Here is a 21777-nt window from a genome sequence, read left to right on the forward strand (position 1 = left end):
CCGCGCCGCACCTACCAGGCGCTCTGGTGGGGGCCGCATCGGTGCCGGGTCACCCAATGAGTATAGAAATTCCCACTGGACGTATATAAATATGTTCGTTAATGTGAGGGCGTCCGGCGCGCATCGACGCCACGGACCCATTCACATCGACGGAGATACGGATGACGCAGCGTGCGGCCCTCGGAATGCTGGCGACAGCGACTCTTGCTCTCAGCATCGGCATCGCGGCGCCGGCGGCAGCCTCGACGGCGGATGACGCCGATCAGGCGTTCGACGCGTTCGTGGACGCGTTCTGGGATCCGGCGAAGAACTACTTCTTCACCAACAGCGACCATGTGATCGACCCCGCGCACGCGTTCGGACCCGAGGACGGGCTCTACACCGACTTCTGGTGGGAGGCGCAGCTGTGGGAAACGGTGATGGACGCCTATCAGCGCACCGGTGACGCCGAGCATCGACAGATGATCGACGACGTCTACGACGGATTCGTCGCGTACCACCCCGACTTCGAGAACAACTTCAACGACGACATCGGATGGTGGGCTCAGGGTGCCATCCGTGCGTACGCCCTCACCGGGGACTGCCGCTACCTCGAGCGGTCGACGCAGCTCTTCGACGGCATCTGGGCGGAGTGGGACGCCACCTACGGCGGCGGGATCTGGTGGCGGAAGGATCCGCGCGACCAGAAGAACGTCGCCACGAACGCACCGGCATCGATCACCGCGACGCGGCTCTATCAGGCCACCGGCGACGCCGGATACCTCGACAAGGCCGTGCAGCTGTTCGACTGGGTCGACACCCACCTGCAGATCGACGGACACGTCTACGACCACCTCGAGGGACCGGGCGACGGGACGCTGGTGACCTGGGACTTCACCTACAACTTCGGCAACTACATCGGTGCCGCGACGGCCCTGTACGAGGCGACGGGGGACGCGACGTACCTCGATAAGGCGATCGCCGCCGCGGACTGGGCGACCACCCACCTGACCAACGGCGGCACGGTCATCGACGAAGGCATCAACGACGGCGCCGGGTTCAAGACGATCCTCATCCGTCATCTCACCTACCTCGCCACCGTCCATGATCAGCCGCAGTACCTCCCGCTGCTGCAGGCCAACGTCACGCAGGCATGGGACCACCGCCGGGCCGGCGACAACTTGGTCGGGTGGAACTGGTCGGCGCCCACGGAGGACGGCCGCCTCCAGAGCCTCACGGCGGCGGCCGCGGTCAGCGCGCTGCAGGTCGTCCCCTCGAATGGGTATTCCGGGCCGCAGCCGGGCACCGGCATCTACGACGCCGAGAACGCGGTCACCACCTCACTCGGCGCGGAAAGCTCCAGTGATGGCTTCCTCGGCCGCGGATACCTCGCCGGATGGAACACCGAGGGCCAGGCGGTGACGTTTCACGTGAACACCGCGGCTGCCGGCGCCCACGAGCTGCGGCTGCGGTACGCCGCGGCAGCCGGCGACGCGACGCGCCGCATCCTCGTGAACGGTGCCGAGGTGGGCGGCAACCACCGCTTCCCCGGCACGGGCTCGTGGTCGACGTGGGCGGAGACCGACCTCGACAACGTCGACCTCCTCACCGGGCACAACACCATCCGCATCGAGTACGCCGCCGGCTCGGGCTCGAGCCAATTCCTCAACCTCGACCGCCTCGTCGTGTCGCGGCAGCTGGAGGCGGAGGCCGGCGTCCGCACGGGCGTCGACGTGGAATCGAACCCGAACGGCCACACCGGCGACGGGTATCTCGCCGGATGGAACGGCGACGGCCAGGGCGTGGACCTCGCGGTCGCCGTGGAGAAGGCGGGTCGCTACGACGTGACGCTGCGGTACGCCGCCGGCGCCGGTGACGCGTCGCGGAGCGTGGCGGTGAACGGCGCCGAGGTCGTTGCCGATCAGGCCTTCCCCGGCACCGCGTCGTGGGACGCCTGGCAGAGCGTCACCGTGCCGAACGTGGCGCTGGCATCGGGCGAGAACACGATCTCCCTCGTGTTCGACCCGTCGGAGGGCAGCCGCAACTGGCTGAACCTCGACCACCTGACGCTGCGGTACGTGCACGACGCACCGGCGGAGTTCCAGACGCGGGAGCCCGTGTCCTTCCCCGACGGCGGGTGCGATGAGGCACCGGATGGCGCGACCGCGCCTCCCGGGAAGGGGGTGCTCAGCTCCGACAACGGCTGGGACACCGGGCTCCACGACGGCAGCTACATCGTCACGATGAACCTGTGGTGGGGGTCGAACGCCGGCACCTACCGGCTCTACGAGAACGGCGAGCTTCTCGTCGAGCGCACCCTGACGCCGTCGTCACCCAATCCGCAGCAGGTGGCCGAGGCGATCAGCGACCGCCCGAACGGCGTGTACGTCTACACCGCCGAGCTCGTGAACTCCCAGGGCACCACGCCGACCGCACCTCTGACAGTCACCGTCCGCGACGCTCAGCCCGCCGTTCCGGTGCTGACCTCGGACAACACCGATGGCGACGGCGACTACACACTCACCGCGAATCTGTGGTGGGGCACCAACGCCACCTCGTACCGCTTCCTCGAGGGCAGCACCGTGATCGCCGAGGGCCGGCTGACGGATGCCACCCCGTCCGCTCAGACGGCGCGTCATTCCGTGATCGGCAGCAGCCCGGGCACGCACATCTATACGGTCGAATTCGCCAACTCGGCGGGCGCCACGAGCAGCGCGCCGGTCGCCGTCACCGTCGCACCATGACAGGGAGCCCCGTGAACCTCTACTCACCGGACATCGCAGAGCGGGTCATCGCCACTGTCGTCGATCGCCTCGGCGCGGATGCGGGCGACGTCTTCCGCCGCTGCTTCCTCGACACCCTCGACCGCACGATCGACGTGCTTCCCGACGGCACGGCGTTCGTCATCACCGGTGACATCCCGGCGATGTGGCTACGGGACTCCACCGTGCAGCTGACGCCGTACCTGCACTTCCTCGGCGACGATGAGGCGCTCGCCGACACCGCGGTGGCCGTCTCGCGGCGCCAGCTCGCCTTCCTCCTGCAGGACCCGTATGCCAACGCCTTCAACCGCACGGCCGACGGCAGCGGGCATCAGGACGACCTCACCGACATGTCGCCGGCGATCTGGGAGCGCAAGTACGAGATCGATTCGCTGGCCTACCCCCTTCAGCTGGCTCACGACATCTGGCGCATCACCGGACGCACGGACCATCTGGGCGACTTCTCCGAGGCGGCGCGTGCCGTGGTCGCGGTGTGGAAGACCGAGCAGGAGCATGAGACACGCTCGCCCTACCGGTTCCAGCGCACCACCGGTCCCACGAGCGACAGTCTGGAGCGGAACGGCCTCGGCCGGCCCACCGCCGTCACCGGGCTGACGTGGTCGGGCTTCCGGCCGAGCGACGACGCCTGCGTGCACCACTACAACGTCCCCGGCAACATGATGGCGGCCGCCGTCCTCCGCGATATCGCCGAGTTGGCCCAGGACGCCTTCGACGACTCCGAGCTGGTCGCATCCGCCCACGAGCTCCGGGCCGAGATCGTCGATGCCGTCGCCCGGCACGCCGTGGTGGCGCTCGCATCCGGATCGGAGATCTACGCGTACGAGGTCGACGGACGCGGCAACGCCCTCCTGACGGACGACGCCAACACGCCCAGCCTGCTGTCGATGCCGCTGTTCGGATGGTGCGCGGCCGATGACCCGACCTACCTGGCGACCCGAGCGTTCGTCCTCAGTGACGCCAACCCCACCTTCTTCCGCGGCACTGCCGCCGAGGGGATCGGCAGCCCGCACACGCGGCAGGGCGCCATCTGGCCCATCGCCCTCGCCGTGCAAGGCCTCACCGCGCTCGACGACGCGGAGCGGCGGCGCGTCTTCGACACGCTGCTGTCGACCCACGCCGGCACCGGCGTCATGCACGAGTCATTCGACAAGGACGATCCCGCCGTCTATACGCGGCCATGGTTCTCGTGGGCGAACGCGATGTTCTGCGAGCTCGCGCTCGAGCTGGCAGGCCTGCGCACCCACGTGCGGCCCGCGGCGGAGGTGGAGTCGCGATGAGTGCCCTCGTCGACGTGACCCAGCGGGTGCTCGCCGAGGAGGAGACGGCGTCCCCACCGAAGCGGCCGGGATGGCGCCGGCGCCTGCCCGAGCGCGGCGCGTCAGGCGTGAGTGCGACCCGGCGCCAGCAGACGCGGAACGCGTGGCTGTTCCTGGCCGTCCCCGTCGTGCTCTTCGTGCTGTTCCTGCTGGTGCCCATCGTGATCGCGCTCGTGACGAGCTTCACCGACTACGCCGTCATCGGCGACTTCGAATGGGTCGGGGTCAGCAACTACGTGCGGGTGTTCGAAGACCCGATCTTCTGGGTCGCGCTGCGCAACACCGCCTACTACACGGCGCTGTTCGTGCCGCTCGGGCTCGTGGTCGCGCTCGGCACGGCGCTGCTGCTCAACCGCAGCCGCAAGGCTGTCCGGATCTTCCGCACGCTCTTCTACATCCCGGTCATCTCGTCCACCGTCGCTACCGCGTCGATCTGGTTCTGGCTGCTGAACCCGCAGTACGGCCTTTTCAACGTCGTGCTGGGGTGGTTCGGGATCCCGGGCCCGGCGTGGCTCTACGACTCGCAGTGGGCGATGATCGCCATCGTTCTCATGAGCGTGTGGGCCGGTTTCGGCGCCAACATGATCATCTTCCTCGCGGCCCTCCAAGGGGTGCCCAGAGAGCTCATCGAGGCGGCGCGACTGGATGGCGCGAGCAGCTGGCGGGTCTTCTGGCACGTGACGCTTCCGGCCATCTCGCGCACGACGTTCCTCATCACGACGCTGCTTCTCATCGCCGCATTCCAGGTCTTCGACCAGGCCTACGTGCTCACGAAGGGCGGGCCGGGAAACTCCACCCTGACCCTCGTCTACTACATCTACGACCGCGGATTCGGGCGCCTGGAGATGGGCTACGCCTCGGCGCTGTCGTTCATCCTCTTCTTGATCATCCTCGTGTTCTCGCTGGCGAACGCGCGCATCACCCGAAGCAAGGCGGACTGACGATGATGACCACGACCTCCCCCGACGCTCTCGCGATCACCCCGGCTCGACGCACCGCCCGGCGGCGGCGTTTCGTCGGCACCGGCATCTGGTACATCGCGGTCATCGCCGTGAGCATCTCGACGGTGCTGCCGCTGATCTGGACGCTCTCCACCTCGCTCAAGCCGGAAACCGAGATCCTCTCGAGTCACCTCGAGATCATCCCGCGCACCCCGACGCTGGAGAACTACATCGCGCTCTTCGTCGACGGCCCGTTCGCGCAGTACCTCACCAACTCGTTCATCCTCGCGGTCGGCGGCACCATAACGAACGTCTTCTTCGGCAGTCTCGGCGGGTACGCCCTCGCGAAGCTCAAGTTCCGGGGACGGGTCGCTGTCTTCGGGTCGTTCCTGGCCTCGATGATGATCCCCGCGATCGTCACGATGATCCCGACCTTCCTCGTGCTGCGCTACTTCCCCCTCGCCGGCGGAAACGACATCTTCGGTCAGGGCGGGAGCGGCTTCATCAACAGCTACGGTGCCGTGCTGATCCCGTTCGCGGCGGGCGCGTTCGCGGTGTTCTTCATGAAGCAGGTCTTCGAAGCGCTGCCCGATGAGCTGGGCGACGCCGCGCGCATCGACGGGGCGAGCGAGTTCCGCATCTTCCGCAGCGTCTACTTCCCGCTGTCGACGGCGGGGGCCGCGGTGCTCGGCGTGCTGACCTTCCAGGCCGGATGGAACAGCTTCCTGTGGCCCCTCATCGTGTTGAAGGATCCGGCGATGCTCACCGTGCAGGTCGGGCTGGCCTCGTACGTCAACGAGTACGACACCCAGTACGGACCGCTCATGGCCGGAACCATCATCACGAGCATCCCCGTGCTCATCGTCTTCGTGTTCGCGCAGAAGTACATCGTGCAGAACTTCGCCAGCTCCGGCACGAAGTGATCGTCGCGGAGTCGCCACCCGGTGCTCCGATTCCTCCCACCACCCCAACACCCAACGGAGATCAGCAATGAGAACCACATTCCGCTCTGTTTTCGCGGTCGGCGCCGCCGCCGTCCTCGTGACGGGCCTCGCCGCATGCTCGGGCGGCGCCACATCCGGCACCGCCAGCGGAGCCGAAAAGGTCGTCTTCTGGGGTTCCTGGTCGGGCGATCAGGTCGCCCAGCTCGAGGCGCAGGCGGATGCCTTCAACGAGTCGCAAGACGAGTACGAGGTCACCTACGTGCCACAGGAGCTCGTCGAGGAGCAGCTGCTCACCGGGCTGGCGTCGGGCGACGTGCCCGATGTCGTGCTGTGGGACCGGTACAACACACCCGTCTACGTTCCCAAGAACGCACTCGCCCCGCTCGACGAATACATCGACGCGGATGGCGTGGACCTCGGGCAGTTCTACGATCAGGCGCTCAGCGAGCTCGTGATCGATGACGTCACCTACGGCATCCCGCTTCTCGTGGACAACCGATCGCTGTTCTACAACACCACCGCGCTCGCGGAGGCCGGTGTCGAGCCGCCCACCAACTGGGACGAGTTGAGGGCGGCGGCCGAGGCGACGACCGTCCGCGACGGCGGAACGCTCACGCGAGCCGGCTTCCAGCTCAACGACCCCGGACTGTTCAACATGTGGCTCACCCAGGCAGGCGGCCAGATGTACAGCGAGGACGGAGAGACCACGGCGTTCAACGGCCCCGAAGGCCTCGAGGTGCTCGACTTCTGGCAGAGCATGCTGGACGCCGGGGTCTACGAGCTCGGTTTCGGTGAGGGAGTCGACGCGTTCGCCGAGGGGAACGTCGCCTTCAAGCTCGACGGGCCATGGGCGCTGTCGGGTCTGGACAAGACGGATACCGAGTACGGCATCGTGCAGCCTCCCGCCGGCCCGACCGGCGCCCGCGGTGCGGGCATGGGAGGGTTCGGCCTCGTCATCCCGCAGGGGGCGAAGAACGCCGACGGCGCGTGGGAGTTCATCAAGTGGTGGACGACCCAGCCGGAGAACGGCGTCTCATTCGGTGAGATCTCGGGATGGATCCCCGCGAACATCGAAGCGGCGAACGACCCGTACTTCACCGAGAGCCCGAGGTACGCAGCCTTCATCGAGACGCTCGAGTACGCCGAGGTGCGCTCACGCGTCCCCGGCGCATCCGACGTCGAAGGCAAGGCACTGATCCCCGCCCTCGAGAAGTTCCTCGCCGGCGAGGTGACCGCCGAGCAGGCGCTCGCCGAAGCCCAGGAACTGGGCGACCAGATCCTCGCCGACAACCGATAGCCGTCGGGAGCGGGGGGGGGGGGGGGGGGGGGGGGGGGAGGGGGGGGGGAGGAGGGGGGGGGGGAGGGTGGTTCTTGAGGAAGGGGAGGGGGGGGGGGGTGGGCGGCCGCCCCCCCCCCCCCCCCCCCCCGCGCTCCATCCGAGCCCCTCCAGGAGACTTCATGACGACCGCCTCGCAGACGACGACGTGGGACGAGCGCGCCACGATCGCGCAGAACAGCCTCGATCACTTCTTCGGCGCTGGCGAACCCCAGATGCTTCACAACAGCCACCCCGCGGGCGATGACTCCACCTTCAACTACTGGTGGCTGGCGCACCTCCTCGATGTCCGCATCGACGCCTTCGAACGCACCGGCGACGCCGTCTGGCTCGAGAAGGCGGAGGCGGTCTACCGCAACGTGCTCGAGCGCAACGGCGGCTCCCTGTTCAACGACTACTTCGACGACATGCTGTGGTACGCCCTCGCGATTCTCCGGCTGTCCGACGCCTCAGGGAACGAGGGCTACCTGGCCGAGGCCGAGAGCATCTGGACGCACGTCGTGGAGCACGGGTGGAATGACACGATGGGGTCGAGCGTGGCGTGGCGCAAGCAGCAGCTCTACTACAAGAACACCCCCGCCAACGGCCCCTTCGTCATCCTCTCGGCGCGGCTGTTCCGCCGCCGCCAGGACAGCCGCTACCTCGACTACGGTCTCACCGCCTACCGCTGGCTCGCTCAGACGCTCGTGCGCCCGGACGGGTTCGTCGAGGACGGCATCAACCGGGAGGAGACCGGCGAACTCGACCGGCACTGGCGCTTCACCTATAACCAGGGACTGTTCGTCGGCGCGGGCGTCGCTCTCTTCGAGGCCACGGGCGAGCGGCGATACCTCGATGACGCGGCGACGACGGCGGTGACGGCGTTGCGAGAGCTGGCCGATGACGGGATCTTCCGGCAGGAGGGTGCCGGCGGGGACGAGGGGCTCTTCAAGGGCGTCTACTACCGCTACGTCGGCACGCTTCTCGAGCACCTCGATCGCGCGGGCGATGCCGCGGGCACCCTCGAAGGGTTCGTCCGCAGCAGCACCGACGCGTTGTGGCGCAACGCCCGCGTGGACCCGTGGCTTCTCCCCGGCGACGACTGGTCAGCATCCGCGCCCGGGAAGGTGGACTTCTCCACTCACCTCAGCGCGATCATGGCACTGGAGCTGCGGGCACGACGCGAGTCGCTGATGCTAGATTAAATATGTTCATTGGGGAGGACGGGGACCCGGATGGTTGCTCTCTACCAGAAGGTCTTCGACGACCTTCGCGCGGCGATCGAGCGAGGCGACTATCCCATCGGTCAGCGGCTGCCGTCGGATGCGGAGCTGACCGAGAAGCACGGCGTGAGTGTCATCACCGTGAAGAAGGCGCTCGATCTGCTCCGCAACGACGGATACATCACCCGACGCCCTCGGGTCGGGACGATCGTCATCAGCGACGTCGCCACCGCCGCCCCGGCCTCGCACTCCCTCACGCATCCGCTCATCGGGTTGATCGTGACCAACTTCGACGACACGTTCGGCACGCGCATCCTGGGCGGGTTGCTGGATCGCGCGAACGCCAGCGCCAACCTGCTGGTCAAGCGGAGCCTCGGCGATGCGTCGGCAGAGGACCGACTCATCCGAGCGCTCGTCGACGGCGGGGTCCGCGCGCTCATCCTGCAGCCGAGCTCGTCGGTGTACATTCCGCCCGCCGTGCTCGAGTTGGTGACGAAGGACTTTCCGGTGGTGATCCTCGACCGCGGCTTCGACGGGGTGCCGGTATCGACGGTGTGCTCCGAGAACATCGCCGCCGGTCAGCAGGCGACCGAGTATCTCTTCTCGCTCGGCCATGAGCACGTGGGGCTCGTCAGCTCCGACAGCACCGTGTCGACCCTCCGTGAACGCCGCGATGGCTACGTGAAGGCGCACGCCATGCACCACATCCCCCACGACGATGCGCTCGTGTTCGACCTGATCCACTCCACCACCCCGGGCAGCACGATCACCCCGGCCGAAGACGTGGATCATCTCGAGACCTACCTCCGCGATCATCCGGACGTCACCGCCGTCGTTGCGACGGAGTACTACATCGCAGCGATGCTGCGGGTCGCGGCGGGGCGGATGCAGCGGCGCATTCCCGAGGACCTGTCGATCGTCTGCTTCGACCATCCCGATGCCTTCTACGACCCCGCCCGGTATCGGTTCACCCATATCCGCCAAGACCAGGAGGGCATGGGGGAGGCTGCGGTCGACCTGGCCCTCGGGCTCATCCGCGATCCCCGCGAGGTGCGCAAGGTCACCCTTGCCACCGAGCTGGTGGTCGGTGAATCCACCGCCTCGTTGCCGGGCGACGAGACCTGACCCCCAATCGCGACCGTTACAGGTGGTCGACGACCGCCGAGGCCAGGCCGGTGTAGGTCGCGGGGCTGAGGGCGAGGAGTCGTTCCTTCGCCGCGTCGCCGATGTCGAGGCCGTGGACGAACTCGGCGAGCTCGGTGGCGCCGACGCGGCGCCCCCGAGTGAGGTCTTTCAGCAGCGCATACGGGTCGGTGATCGACGACCGGCCGGCGGCGATCTCGGCGCGCACGACGGTCTGGATGGCCTCGGCGAGCACCTCCCAGTTGGCGTCGAGGTCGGCCAGGAGCACGTCCTCGGCGAGGGAGATCTCCCGCAGGCCCCGCTCGAGGTTGTCGAGGGCGAGCAGCGAGTGCCCGAAGGCGACGCCGATGTTGCGCTGCGTCGTCGAGTCGGTGAGATCCCGCTGGAGACGCGAGGTGACGAGCGTCGAGGCGAGCGTGCCGAACAGCCCGCCGGCGATCTCGAGGTTCGCCTCGGCGTTCTCGAAGCGGATCGGGTTGATCTTGTGGGGCATCGTCGAGGACCCCGTGGCCCCGGCGACCGGGATCTGGCGGAAGTACCCGAGCGAGATGTAGGTCCACACATCCGTGGCGAGGTTGTGCAGGATGCCACCGGCATGGCGCACGCGGTCGTAGAGCTCGACCTGCCAGTCGTGCGATTCGATCTGCGTCGTCACCGGGTTGAAGCCCAGCCCGAGCGAGACGATGAACTCCTGCGACACGGCGGGCCAGTCCACCCCCGGATCAGCCGCGAGATGCGCCGACCAGGTGCCCGTGGCCCCGGAGAACTTCGCCAGGTAATCGGATGCGGCCACCTGAGCGGCGACGCGGCGGAGGCGCCACGCGAACACGCCGATCTCCTTGCCCATCGTGGTGGGGGTCGCCGGTTGGCCGTGGGTGCGCGCGAGCATGGCGGCATCGCGGTGCTCCACGGCCAGCGCTGCCAGCGCGTCGGTCACGCCGTCCAGCTTCGGCAGCCACACCCGGGTGACCGCGCGCTGGACGGTCAGGGCGTAGGCGGCGGAGTTGACGTCCTCGCTGGTGAGGGCGAAGTGGGTGAGTTCGGCCACGGCGTCGAGCCCGAGGGAGGCGAGGCGATCGCGCACGAGGTATTCGACGGCCTTCACGTCATGCCGGGTGATGGCTTCGCGCTCGGCGAGCCAGTCGATCTCCGCCTGGCCGAAGTCGCGGTACAGCGCCCGCAGGCGCCGCTTGTCGTCTTCGGACAGCGGCGACGTGCCGAACAGCGACCGGTCGGTGAGGGCGATGAGCCACTCCACCTCCACCTCGACGCGCGCACGGTTGAGGCCGGCCTCGGAGAGGTAATCGGCCAGCGCGGAGACGGCGACGCGGTAGCGGCCGTCCAGGGGGCTGAGCGGCTGCGGGGGAAGCAAGGTCACGGGTCTCCCGTCGGGTCGCTGTCGGGCGCCAAGGGCGTCAGACGGCGGAGCGGATGGCGGGCTCGAGCTGGCGGAACAGCGCGCGGCTCGCGCCCTCGATCATACCGAGCACGTCATCGAACATCGCCGGGGAGCCGTAATAGGGGTCGGGGACGTCCAGCGACTTGGCCGACGAGTCGAACGACATCAGCAACGCGATCTTGTCGGCGTCGCCTTCGCTGCGCGCCCAGCCGCGCAGCACGCGTTCGTGACTGTGGTCGAGCGCGACCACCAGGTCGTTGGAGTCGAAGTCGCTCGAGGTGAACTGCCGTGCGCGGTGGCGTGATCCGTCGTAGCCGCGGCGGGCGAGCGCCTCGAGGGTGCGGGTGTCCGCGCGCTCCCCGACATGCCAGTCCCCGGTGCCCGCCGACGACGAGGCCACGTGCGCGCCCAGGCCTGCAGCATCCACGAACCACCGGAAGACGACGTCGGCCATGGGCGAGCGGCAGATGTTGCCGCTGCAGACGAACACCACGCGGAACGGCTCTGTCGCGCTGGCGGTCATCCCCTTATTCTGTCGTCGCTGACCGGTCCTGCACAGGCCGAGTTGTCGAGCCCCTTTCCACCGGCCGCCGTTCGTCGCCGTCCTCCGCCCCGCGAGCGGGGCACCGTGGTCGTGTGACGACGCCTCCCGCCCTCGACCCCTTCACGCTGGCCGGCGCGGCGACGGTGGAGGAGGTGCTGTGGATGGTGCGCGCCGCGCGCAATCGTATCGACGCGTTGACCGTGCGCACCGGTCGTGTCGCCGATGCGGTGCAGTGGCAGGCGCCGTCGGCGCGGGCGTTCCGCGAGCGCGCGGACGACCTCGAGCGGGCCGTGCGTTCCGCTCAGGCGTATGCCGACGACGCGGTCGACGGGTTGCGGCGAACGCAGGCTCGCCTCCTCGCCGGAACGGCGGCTCCGTGAGCGATCTGGTGATCCGCGACGGCCGGGTGGTGGAGGTCGACACGGCGTCGCTCCGCGCGGCCGCGGGCCGCCTTCGTGACGTCGCCGCCGAGGCCGAAGAGATCACCGCGCTGCTGCGAGGCGTGCCCGAGCGGCTCTCCGGCGTCGCGGGTGCCCCTCCGATCACCGAGTTGCTGACGGTGAGCGGCGTCCTCGGCGATGCCGCTCAGCTGGCCGCCCACCTCGCCGCCGCGGTCGACGAGGCAGCAGACCTGTACGAGGCCGTCGAGGTGCTGGCCCAGCGCGCCGCAGCGGTGGCGGCCGGTGATGCCACCGCCGTTGCGCGTCTGGACGACCGGATCGCGGCGGCCCAGTGGGGGCGTCCGGAGCTGTGGTTGCGCGCTCGCGACGTGCTCGAGAGCGCCGGCGACCGCGGTGACCTCGAGTGGCAGGCCTGGGTCGGCTCCCGCGGAGCGGACATGCTCCTCGCCTCGATCGTGCCGTTCACCGTGGCAGCCCTCGGGCGGAGCGTCGACGCGTTGCGGCTGGGGCCGGTCGGCGCTCGTGAGCGGCTGGCCGGTGCGGGTGAGCCCGTCGCCATCCGGCGGACGCCTGTGGCAACGCCCTCGCCGCCGGCCACGCTCGCGGAAGCGGCGGCCCGCGTTCCCGGCGGCGGAGACACCCGCGTGCGGGTGGAGCGTTACACGATGCCCGATGGCGGGCGGCAGTTCGCCGTCTACATCGCCGGAACGCAGTCGATCACCGGAACCGACCCGTTCGACGTGCGCTCGACCGTGCAGCTGTACGCCGGTGAGCGCTCCGCCTCGTACCAGGCCGCGCTCCGCGCCCTCGAGGACGCGGGCGCTGAGCCGGGCGACGTCGTCCATGCGTTCGGGCATTCGCAGGGCGCGATGGTGGCCGAGAGGCTGGCGCTGGAGGGACAGTACGAGACCCGCACGCTCGTCTCGTTCGGGTCGCCCATCCAGGCCGAGGTCGGTGCCGACACGCTCGCGGTCACCGTCCGGCACACCGACGACCCGGTTGCGGCGCTTCAGGGCGGCGGCCACCCCCTGCCGGTGGGAGCGGCGGGGAGCTTCGTCGTCGAGCGCACCGCCGACCCCCAGCCGGGGGTGCGTGACCTCACCCTTCCCGCCCACCACATGACGGCGTACGCGGAGACCGCAGCGCACGTGGACGCCTCCGATGACCCGCGTGTGGCGGAGCTGCGCACCGTGTTCGCCGGACTGGCCGAGGCCGAGCGCGCCGTGGCGTGGGACTATGCCGCGGAGCGGGTCAGTCCGCCCGGCTCGGGCGGAACAGAGCACCCAGGATCGCATTGATGATCGTGATGAGGAGCGCGGCGACGACGCCCCACCAGAAGTGCTCGACGCGCAGGCCGAAGTCCCACAGCTGGGTGATCCACGCGGTCAGCCACAGCAGGAAGCCGTTGATCACCAGCGAGATGAGCCCCAGCGTGAGGATGTACAGCGGGAAGGCGAGCACCTTCAGCACCGTGCCGATGATGCTGTTCACCACGGCGAAGATCGCGCCGACCAGCAGCGCGGTCAATGCCACCTGCAGCCACTCCCCCGGGGGGAAGGCGACGAGGCGTACCTGCAGCACGGAGACGAGCGAGACCACCCAGATCGCGAAGGCGTTGATGATCACGCGGACGATGAAGCGCACGGGCCCACTATGCCAGAGCGGGCGCGAGGCGCCCAGGTGCCGCGGCTAGGCTCAACGGGTGACCGTCGACGACGAGGCGCCCGTCCTCCCCCGCATCCGGCCCGAGATCGCGTCCCTTCCGGTCTATCGGCAGGGCAAGCAGGCCGGTGCCGACGCGTTCAAGCTGTCCAGCAACGAGAACCCGTTCGACCCGCTCCCCGGGGTGCTCGAGGCGGTGGCATCGGCGGGCGCGCTCAACCGCTACCCGGATGCCATGGCCTCGCAGCTGCGCGAGCGACTGGCCGCCCGCTTCGGAGTCGCCGTGGAGGCCGTGCACGTGGGGGCGGGAAGCGTGTCGGTGATCGCGCAGTTGATCCTCGCCGCGGCCGGTCCGGGCGACGAGGTGATCTACGCCTGGCGGTCGTTCGAGGCGTATCCGACGCTGGTGAACGTGGCCGGAGCGACCGCGATCGAGGTACCCCTCACCGACGACGCCCGCCACGACCTTCCCGCGATGGCCGCGGCGGTCACCGAGCGCACGCGGGTCATCCTCGTGTGCAGCCCGAACAATCCCACCGGCCCGATCGTCACCCATGACGAATTCGCCGCCTTCCTCGACGCCGTGCCCGCGGATGTCATGGTCATCCTCGACGAGGCCTACGCCGAATTCGTCACTGATCCCGACGCCGTCGACGGGATGCGGGTGCTCGGTCTTCTCGGACGGCCCAACGTCGTGGCCCTGCGGACCTTCTCGAAGGCCTTCGGGCTCGCCGCCCTGCGCATCGGTTACGCGATCGGTCACCCGCGGGTGCTGGATGCGGCGCGGGCGACCATGATCCCACTCTCGGTCACCGCCCAGGCGCAGACCGCGGCCCTCGCCAGCCTCGATTCGGAAGATGCCCTGCTGGAGCGGGTCCGCGTCATCACCGGACGCCGCGACCGCCTCGCGGCAGGCCTTCGGCAGGCCGGGTGGCGGGTGCCGGAGGCGCAGGGCAACTTCGTGTGGTTACCGGCCGGCGCGCACACGGAGGAGTTCGCCGCGGCCTTCGGCGCCGAAGGACTCGTCGTGCGTCCGTTCGCCGGAGACGGGTTGCGGGTGTCGGTGGGCGAAGAGGAGTCTGTGGACAAGGTCCTACGGGTCGCAGCATCCGTTGTCGAGACCCTCCCAGAGGGCCACCCAGGCCGCGGGCTAGCGTAGAACCGTGACAGGGCCCGAATTCACCGGAGCGCACGACGACCCGCAACTGGTGCGCGTGCTCGCCGCCGACGGATCGCTGGCGCCCACCGCAGCCGCCGAGCCGTACCGCGATGTCGTCGACGCGCTGAGCGACGCCGAACTCGAGCAGTTCTACCGCGACATGGTCTCGATCCGCGCCTTCGATCGCCAGGCGACCAACCTCCAGCGGCAGGGCCAGCTGGCCCTGTGGCCGCCCAGCTGGGGCCAGGAGGCCGCCCAGGTGGGGTCGGTGCGAGCCGCCCGGCCACAGGACCACCTCTTCCCGTCGTACCGCGAGCACGTCGTCGCGCAGGTGCGCGGCGTGGATCCGCTGCACATCCTCCGCCTCATGCGCGGCCTCACCCACGGCGGCTGGAACCCGTTCGACCCCGCCAACGGCAACACGCACCTGTACACGCTCGTCCTCGGGGCGCAGACCCTCCACGCCACCGGGCTGGCGATGGGGCTGGTCTTCGACGGCAAGTGCGGTACCGGCGACGCCGACCGCGACGAGGCCGTCATCGTGTACTACGGCGACGGAGCATCCAGCCAGGGCGACGTGCACGAGTCGATGGTCTACGCCGCCAGCTTCCGCGCCCCCGAGGTCTTCTTCCTCCAGAACAACCAGTGGGCGATCTCGGTTCCGGTCGCGACCCAGTCGCGCTCGCCGCTCTATCGGCGCAGCGCAGGCTACGGCATCCCGAGCGTTCAGGTGGACGGCAACGACGTGCTGGCCAGCTACGCGGTCACCAAGGTCGCGCTCGATGAGGCCCGCGGCGGCGACGGCCCCCGCGCCATCGAGGCGATGACGTACCGGATGGGCGCGCACACCACCAGCGACGACCCCACGAAGTACCGCACCTCCGAGGAGGAGAAGTCGTGGGCGGGGCGGGACCCGATCGTGCGCATGCGGGCGTTCCTGGAGGGCCGCGGCGCGTCCACGGCGTTCTTCGAGGAGGCGGATGCGGAGGGCCAGGCACTCGCCGACGACATCCGCACCCGTACGACGAACGCGGCGACGACCCTCGACCCCGAGCAGATCTTCGCGAATGTCTACTCCGCTGCGCACCCCCTCGTCGACGAGCAGCGCCGGTGGCTGGCCGAGTACGAGGCGTCGTTCGAACAGGGGGCGTCATGAGCAACGAAATGCCGCTGGGCAAGGCCCTCAACGCGGGACTGCGCCGCGCCCTCGAGGAGAACGACCGCGTCCTCCTGATGGGCGAGGACATCGGCCCGCTCGGCGGGGTCTTCCGGATCACCGAGGGGCTGCAGGCCGACTTCGGCCCGCAGCGCGTCATCGACACGCCGCTGGCCGAATCGGGCATCGTCGGCACCGCGATCGGCCTGGCCATGGGCGGATTCCGGCCCGTGTGCGAGATCCAGTTCGACGGATTCGTCTTCCCCGGGTTCGACCAGATCACCTCCCAGCTGGCGAAGATCACATACCGGCATGAGGGCGCCCTGCAGATGCCGGTGGTCATCCGCATCCCCTACGGCGGGCACATCGGCGCGATCGAGCATCACCAGGAGAGCCCAGAGGCCTACTTCACGCACACACCCGGCCTGCGCGTGGTGAGCCCCTCGACCGCGCATGACGCGTACTGGATGATCCAGGAGGCGATCGCCTCGCCCGATCCGGTCATCTTCCTCGAGCCGAAGGCGAAGTACTGGCAGAAGGGCGAGGTCGACACGACCGCGCCCGGGGCGTCGCTGCACGAGAGCCGGGTCGTGCGGCGCGGGACGGATGTGACCCTCGTGGGCCACGGCGCCATGGTCACGACGCTCTTGCAGGCCGCCGCGCTCGCCGAGGGCGAGGGAACCAGCTGCGAGGTCATCGACCTGCGGTCGCTGTCGCCGGTGGACTACGGCCCGATCCTGGACTCCGTCCGACGCACCGGTCGGATGGTCTATGCGCAGGAGGCGCCGGGGTTCACGAGCCTCGGAAGCGAAGTCGCCGCGACCGTGGCCGAGCGGGCCTTCTACTCCCTGGAGGCCCCGGTCATCCGGGTCTCCGGCTTCGACACCCCCTTCCCGCCGGCGAAGCTCGAAGCGGCGTACCTGCCCGATGCCGACCGCATCCTCGAGGCCGTCGATCGCGCCCTCGCCTACTGACCCGTCCGGCCATGCGCGCAGATCCGGCCACCCGCGGGCATAACTCCTGCAGAATCGACGCAGGCGCCCGCGAAGACGCCTGCGGCGGGGTTTTTCCGCCGCACTGCAGGAGCACGACGTGATCGAAAGGACGCTCCGATGAGCACCCAGACCTTCCTCCTCCCGGACGTCGGTGAAGGCCTCACCGAGGCCGAGATCGTGTCGTGGCGCGTCGCTCCCGGTGACACCGTCGCCGTCAACGACGTACTGGTGGAGATCGAGACGGCCAAGTCGCTCGTCGAACTCCCCTCGCCGTTCGGGGGCACCGTCGGCGAGCTGCTCGCTGCCGAGGGCGACACCGTGGATGTCGGCGCCCCGATCATCACCATCGCAGATGCGCCGGACGGGGGTTCCGGCGACGGACCCGCTCCCGCCGCCGCGACGGTTCCCCAACCCACCGACCCCGGTGGGGCGGTGCTCGTCGGCTACGGCACCGGCGGGGCCGCACAGTCGCGCCGCCGGCGCCCCGCTGAGCGGCCGGTCGCGGCATCCGTCGGCGTGGTGGCCAAACCTCCGATCCGCAAGCTCGCCCGCGACCTCGGCGTCGACCTCGCGGCGGTGACGCCCAGTGGCGCCGCCGGGGAGGTCACGCGCGAGGACGTCGTGAAGCAGGCGTCGCAGGCGAGCGTCTTCCGCAACCTGGAGACGCCGGAGTGGGGTGCCGTCCGCGAGGAGACCATCCCCGTGCCTGCCCAGGCTCCTGCCGCGCCGGCTGCTGCGGCCCCCGCCGGGGCCGGGAACGACGCGGCCGGGGCCGGGAACGACGCCGCCGCGAAGGATGCCCGCGAAGAGTCCATCCCCGTCCGCGGCGTCCGCAAGGCCGTCGCGACGGGCCTCGTGCGCACGGCCTATTCCGCCCCGCACGTGTCGGTGTGGACGGACGTCGACGCGACGCGGACGATGGAACTCGTCAAGCGGCTGAAGGCCTCGCCCGACTTCGCCGACGTCAAGGTCTCGCCGCTGCTGATCATGGCGCGTGCCGTCATCTGGGCCGTCCGGCGCACGCCGATGGTGAACGCGGCCTGGGTCGACGGCGACGACGGTGCCCAGATCCGGCTGCACCACTACGTCAACCTCGGCATCGCCGCAGCCACTCCCCGCGGGCTCCTGGTTCCCAACATCAAGGACGCGCAGGACCTCACGATGCGCGAACTCGCCCGCGCGCTGCAGAAGCTCACGACCACCGCGCGCGAGGGCAAGGCGACACCCGCCGACCAGCAGGGCGGCACGATCACGATCACCAACATCGGCGTGTTCGGGATGGATGCGGGAACCCCGATCATCAACGGCGGCGAGGCCGGGATCGTGGCCCTCGGCACCATCCGGCAGAAGCCGTGGGTGGTCGACGGCGAGGTGCGCCCGCGCTGGGTCACGACCGTGGCCGGATCCTTCGATCACCGCGTGATCGACGGCGACGAGATGAGCCGCTTCATCGCCGACGTGGCCTCGATCCTTGAGGAACCCGCGCTCCTCCTCGACTGACCCGCCCGCCCCCGCCCGCCGCCCGCCCCCGCCCGCCGCCCGCCCCCCACTGACCGCGAGAATCCATCCTCCCGGCGAGAATGCCGCATCCGACCGGATTCTCGCCGCCCACGTGGATTCTCGCGGCTCAGGGACCGGGGCGGATGGGACGGGTGAGAACGGTTATCAATAGCCGGTAGGGTGGAGCGCATGATCCGTTCGCGCTTCGCGCTCGTCGCCGTTTCCGCTCTCGCACTCGCCGGCTGCGCGAGCACCACCGCGGAGACGGATGACGGTGTGGTCCGGGTCGTGGCATCCACCAACGTGTACGGGCAGATCGTCGAGGCGATCGGAGGGGATGCGGTCGAGGTCACCTCGATCGTGACGTCGGCGGGGCAGGATCCGCACTCGTTCGAGGCCAGCGCGCAGGACCAGCTGGCCGTCAACCGCGCCGACCTCGTGCTGGAGAACGGCGGCGGCTACGACGGGTTCATCGACGGGCTCATCGACGCATCCGGAACCGACGCGCACGTCATCACCGCCGCCGAGTACTCGCACGACTGGCCGGGCAACGCCGGTCACGGTGCAGAGTCCGACGAGGATGCCGCGGGGGACGAGCACGACCACGGCGACCACGAGCACGTCGAAGGCTTCAACGAGCACGTCTGGTACGACCCGCATACGGTGGTGCACGTGGCCGAGGCGGTCGCCGACGAGCTCACCGCGCTCGTGCCCGACAGCGCCGCCGACATCGCGGCCAACCTCGAGGAGTTCGCCGGCGGGATCGCCGGCCTCGAGGACTCCCTTGCCGCGATCGCGGCCACGGATGCGGGAGCGAAGGTCTTCGTCACCGAGCCGGTGCCGCTGTACCTGGCATCGGCCGCCGAGCTCGAGAACGTCACCCCCGAGGCGTTCACCGAAGCCGTCGAGGAGGGGCAGGACGTTCCTCCCGCGACTCTTCTGGAGGCCCTCGATCTGCTGGCGGCCGGCGACGTCCGGGTCGTGATCGCCAACGCGCAGACCGGCGGACCCGAGACCGAAGAGGTGCTCCGCGAGGCGGAAAGCGCCGGCATTCCGGTCGTGGAGTTCGCGGAGACGCTGCCGGAGGGTCAGACTTACCTTTCGTGGATGGACGAGAACGTCGCGGCACTGGCCGGCGCGCTGGAGCGGTGAGGTCAGAACGACCGCTCGAGATCCACGGTGCAGCTCTCCGGCGCGATGGTCGGACGCTCTGGAGCGGCCTCGACCTCGAGGTGGAGCCCGGCGAACTGATGGCGGTCCTGGGACCCAGCGGCTCGGGCAAGACCACCCTCCTTCGCGCGATCCTGGGCCTGGAGCGGCTGAGCGCGGGTAGCATCTCGGCGCTGGGCGCGCCGGTGCGCGGGGCGGGCAACCGCGGGATCGGATACATCCCTCAGCAGCGCCCGCTGCCAGCCGAGACGGCGCTCCGAGGTCGCGATCTCGTCGCCCTCGGGGTGAACGGTCACCGCTTCGGGCTGCCGATTCCGCGCCGGGGCGACCGTGCCCGCACCGAAGCGCTCGTGACCGCGGTCGGAGCCGAATCCTTCGCCGATCGCCCCGTCGGCGCGCTCTCCGGTGGTGAGCAGCAGCGACTGCGCGTGGGGCAGGCGCTCGCGGACGAACCGCGGCTGCTGCTGTGCGACGAGCCGTTGACGAGCCTGGACCTCGCCAACCAGCAGGCCGTCGTGCGCTTGATCGACAAGCACCGTCGGGAGAACGACGCCGCGGTCCTCCTGGTCACGCATGACATCAATCCGGTGCTCGGCAAGGTCGACCGCATCCTGTACATCGCCGGGGGGCGGTTCACCCTCGGACGTCCCGATGACGTGCTGAACTCGCGCGTGCTCACCGAGCTGTACGGAGCGCCCGTGTACGTCCTGCGCGCCGGCGACCGCCTCGTGGTGGTCGGCGCACCCGACGCGGAAGCGTCGCACCACCACCATCACGAGGGCGAGCACTGATGGCCGGCGAGGTGTGGGACGCGCTGTTCGGCGGGCTGCCCGACTACGGCGCCATCCTCGCGCTCGTATCCAACTCGGTCATCGCCGGTGCGATCCTGGGGCTCGTCGGCGGCCTCATCGGCGTGTTCGTGGTGCAGCGGGACATGGCCTTCGCCGTTCACGGCATCAGCGAACTGTCGTTCGCCGGAGCCGCCGCCGCGCTTCTGCTCGGGTTCGATGTGGTGACAGGCTCCATCGTCGGGTCGCTCGTGGCCGCCGCGCTCATCGGATGGCTCGGAGCCCGCGCGCGCGACCGCAATTCGATCATCGGCGTGCTGATGCCCTTCGGCCTGGGCCTCGGCATCCTTTTCCTCTCCCTCTACAACGGCCGCAGCGCGAACCGGTTCAGTCTGCTCACGGGACAGATCGTGTCGGTGCAGACCGGGCAGCTCGGCTGGCTCATCGCCATCGGCGCGGTGGTGCTCGTCGCTCTGCTGCTGATCTGGCGTCCGCTGCGATTCGACTCGCTCGACCCGCAGTCGGCAGCGGCTCGGGGCGTCCCGACCACGGCCGTATCCCTGACCTTCATGCTGCTGCTCGGTCTCGTCGTCGCCGTCGCCGTGCACATCATCGGAGCGCTGCTGGTGATGGCGCTGCTGGTCACCCCCGCCGCTGCGGCCATGCGCATCGCGTCCGGGCCGCTCTCGGTCCCGGTCCTGGCCGCACTCTTCGGGTTCGTCTCCGCGGTCGGCGGCATCCTCCTCGCCGTCGCGGGCACTCTCCCGGTGAGCCCCTACATCACGACCATCTCCTTCGTGATCTACCTGGTGTGCCGTGCGGTCGGCGGCCGCCGCGGCCGGGTCACGCGCACCGCCTGACGCCTCCGCCCGCCCGCCCGCCTCTCCACCCACCCACCTCACCGCCCACCCGCCTCTCCACCCACCCGCCCACCCGCCTCTCCGTCCCGCGCCCGGGCGGCACAACTGCGGAGATCGTGGGGGACACGCCGCACGGAATGCCGCGGGGCCGGTGTGTCGCGGACCGTCTCCGCCGCTGTGCATACCCGCGGCGTCGGCCGCGCCGCGGCGCCGGCACCCGCACTCCGCACCGCATCCGGGTAACTCCGCACACGGGTAACTCCGCACCCGGCACGCGGCCCCCGGCACCCGCACCCGACGTTCCGCCTCTCCGTCCCGCGCCCGGCCGGCACAACTGCGGAGATCGTGGGGACGCGCCGTGTGGGATGCCGCGGGGCCGGTGTGTCGCGGACCGTCTCCGCCGTTGTGCAGCCCCGCGGCGGCGGCCGCGCCGCGGCGCCGGCACCCGCACTCCGCACCGCATCCGGGTAACTCCGCACACGGGTAACTCCGCACCCGG

General features: G+C 69.8%; 19 protein-coding genes. 16 read left to right on the plus strand and 3 right to left on the minus strand.

The genetic code is table 11. From position 1 onward, the window contains the following. Positions 1-161: 161 nt before the first annotated feature. The 7 genes from AC2DFQ_RS12335 to AC2DFQ_RS12365 all read left to right on the plus strand — a co-directional run bounded on the left by AC2DFQ_RS12335 (position 162) and on the right by AC2DFQ_RS12365 (position 9626). Positions 162-2723, plus strand: coding sequence for a glycoside hydrolase family 76 protein (locus AC2DFQ_RS12335; protein ID WP_484534090.1), 2562 nt, complete (start codon positions 162-164; stop codon positions 2721-2723). Next, positions 2720-4039, plus strand: coding sequence for a glycoside hydrolase family 125 protein (locus tag AC2DFQ_RS12340; protein ID WP_484534091.1), 1320 nt, complete (start codon positions 2720-2722; stop codon positions 4037-4039). The genes AC2DFQ_RS12335 and AC2DFQ_RS12340 overlap by 4 nt, the downstream gene beginning before the upstream one ends. Next, positions 4036-5019, plus strand: a complete 984-nt coding sequence (locus AC2DFQ_RS12345) for a carbohydrate ABC transporter permease (RefSeq protein WP_484510626.1) — start codon at positions 4036-4038, stop codon at positions 5017-5019. Before AC2DFQ_RS12340 ends, AC2DFQ_RS12345 begins: the two co-directional genes overlap by 4 nt. A 2-nt stretch (positions 5020-5021) precedes the next feature. After that, positions 5022-5942: a carbohydrate ABC transporter permease gene (locus AC2DFQ_RS12350; RefSeq protein WP_484510625.1), complete on the plus strand. Its 921-nt coding sequence runs from the start codon at positions 5022-5024 to the stop codon at positions 5940-5942. 67 nt (positions 5943-6009) lie between these two features. After that, positions 6010-7260 (plus strand): ABC transporter substrate-binding protein, encoded by a 1251-nt coding sequence (locus tag AC2DFQ_RS12355; RefSeq protein WP_484510624.1) that lies wholly within the window; start codon positions 6010-6012, stop codon positions 7258-7260. A 161-nt stretch (positions 7261-7421) separates the two neighbouring features. Further along, the gene (locus AC2DFQ_RS12360) at positions 7422-8483 is read left to right on the plus strand and encodes a glycoside hydrolase family 76 protein (RefSeq protein ID WP_484507647.1); all 1062 of its coding nucleotides are present in this window, start codon (positions 7422-7424) and stop codon (positions 8481-8483) included. Between the two features lie 30 nt (positions 8484-8513). Then, positions 8514-9626 (plus strand): GntR family transcriptional regulator, encoded by a 1113-nt coding sequence (locus AC2DFQ_RS12365; RefSeq protein WP_484534092.1) that lies wholly within the window; start codon positions 8514-8516, stop codon positions 9624-9626. 16 nt (positions 9627-9642) lie between these two features. Here the strand turns inward: AC2DFQ_RS12365 and purB are convergent, their stop codons facing one another. Continuing rightward, a complete protein-coding gene (gene purB, locus AC2DFQ_RS12370) occupies positions 9643-11022 on the minus strand; it encodes an adenylosuccinate lyase (RefSeq protein ID WP_484534093.1) in 1380 nt (459 codons plus the stop codon). 37 nt (positions 11023-11059) lie between these two features. Beyond that, positions 11060-11566: a low molecular weight protein-tyrosine-phosphatase gene (locus tag AC2DFQ_RS12375; protein WP_484534094.1), complete on the minus strand. Its 507-nt coding sequence runs from the start codon at positions 11564-11566 to the stop codon at positions 11060-11062. Positions 11567-11679: 113 nt separating this feature from the next. Between AC2DFQ_RS12375 and AC2DFQ_RS12380 the strand changes: the two genes are divergently transcribed. Together AC2DFQ_RS12380 and AC2DFQ_RS12385 are read left to right on the plus strand one after the other, a co-directional pair. Next, positions 11680-11967, plus strand: a complete 288-nt coding sequence (locus AC2DFQ_RS12380) for a hypothetical protein (protein ID WP_484507651.1) — start codon at positions 11680-11682, stop codon at positions 11965-11967. Next, positions 11964-13286 carry a hypothetical protein gene (locus AC2DFQ_RS12385; protein ID WP_484534095.1) on the plus strand — a complete coding sequence of 441 codons (1323 nt, stop codon included), beginning with the start codon at positions 11964-11966 and terminating at the stop codon, positions 13284-13286. The genes AC2DFQ_RS12380 and AC2DFQ_RS12385 overlap by 4 nt, the downstream gene beginning before the upstream one ends. Here AC2DFQ_RS12385 and AC2DFQ_RS12390 read toward each other — a convergent pair. Further along, entirely contained in the window at positions 13240-13632 is a 393-nt protein-coding gene (locus AC2DFQ_RS12390; protein WP_484534096.1) for a phage holin family protein, read from the minus strand. The genes AC2DFQ_RS12385 and AC2DFQ_RS12390 overlap by 47 nt on opposite strands. A gap of 58 nt (positions 13633-13690) precedes the next feature. On the opposite strand from AC2DFQ_RS12390, the gene AC2DFQ_RS12395 reads away from it, so the two are divergent. From AC2DFQ_RS12395 to AC2DFQ_RS12425, 7 genes are all read left to right on the plus strand, one after another. Then, positions 13691-14809 carry a histidinol-phosphate transaminase gene (locus AC2DFQ_RS12395; protein ID WP_484534097.1) on the plus strand — a complete coding sequence of 373 codons (1119 nt, stop codon included), beginning with the start codon at positions 13691-13693 and terminating at the stop codon, positions 14807-14809. A gap of 4 nt (positions 14810-14813) precedes the next feature. Beyond that, the gene (locus tag AC2DFQ_RS12400; protein ID WP_484534098.1) at positions 14814-15965 is read left to right on the plus strand and encodes a thiamine pyrophosphate-dependent enzyme; all 1152 of its coding nucleotides are present in this window, start codon (positions 14814-14816) and stop codon (positions 15963-15965) included. Continuing rightward, positions 15962-16939, plus strand: coding sequence for an alpha-ketoacid dehydrogenase subunit beta (locus AC2DFQ_RS12405; RefSeq protein ID WP_484534099.1), 978 nt, complete (start codon positions 15962-15964; stop codon positions 16937-16939). The genes AC2DFQ_RS12400 and AC2DFQ_RS12405 overlap by 4 nt, the downstream gene beginning before the upstream one ends. A gap of 138 nt (positions 16940-17077) precedes the next feature. Next, positions 17078-18460 (plus strand): dihydrolipoamide acetyltransferase family protein, encoded by a 1383-nt coding sequence (locus AC2DFQ_RS12410; RefSeq protein ID WP_484534100.1) that lies wholly within the window; start codon positions 17078-17080, stop codon positions 18458-18460. A 189-nt stretch (positions 18461-18649) separates the two neighbouring features. Then, entirely contained in the window at positions 18650-19612 is a 963-nt protein-coding gene (locus AC2DFQ_RS12415; RefSeq protein ID WP_484534101.1) for a metal ABC transporter substrate-binding protein, read from the plus strand. After that, positions 19609-20421, plus strand: a complete 813-nt coding sequence (locus AC2DFQ_RS12420) for a metal ABC transporter ATP-binding protein (RefSeq protein WP_484534102.1) — start codon at positions 19609-19611, stop codon at positions 20419-20421. The genes AC2DFQ_RS12415 and AC2DFQ_RS12420 overlap by 4 nt, the downstream gene beginning before the upstream one ends. Then, positions 20421-21278 carry a metal ABC transporter permease gene (locus AC2DFQ_RS12425; protein WP_484507660.1) on the plus strand — a complete coding sequence of 286 codons (858 nt, stop codon included), beginning with the start codon at positions 20421-20423 and terminating at the stop codon, positions 21276-21278. The genes AC2DFQ_RS12420 and AC2DFQ_RS12425 overlap by 1 nt, the downstream gene beginning before the upstream one ends. The last annotated feature ends 499 nt before the right edge of the window (positions 21279-21777 follow it).

This window comes from Microbacterium sp. Z11_20 (assembly GCF_057197605.1).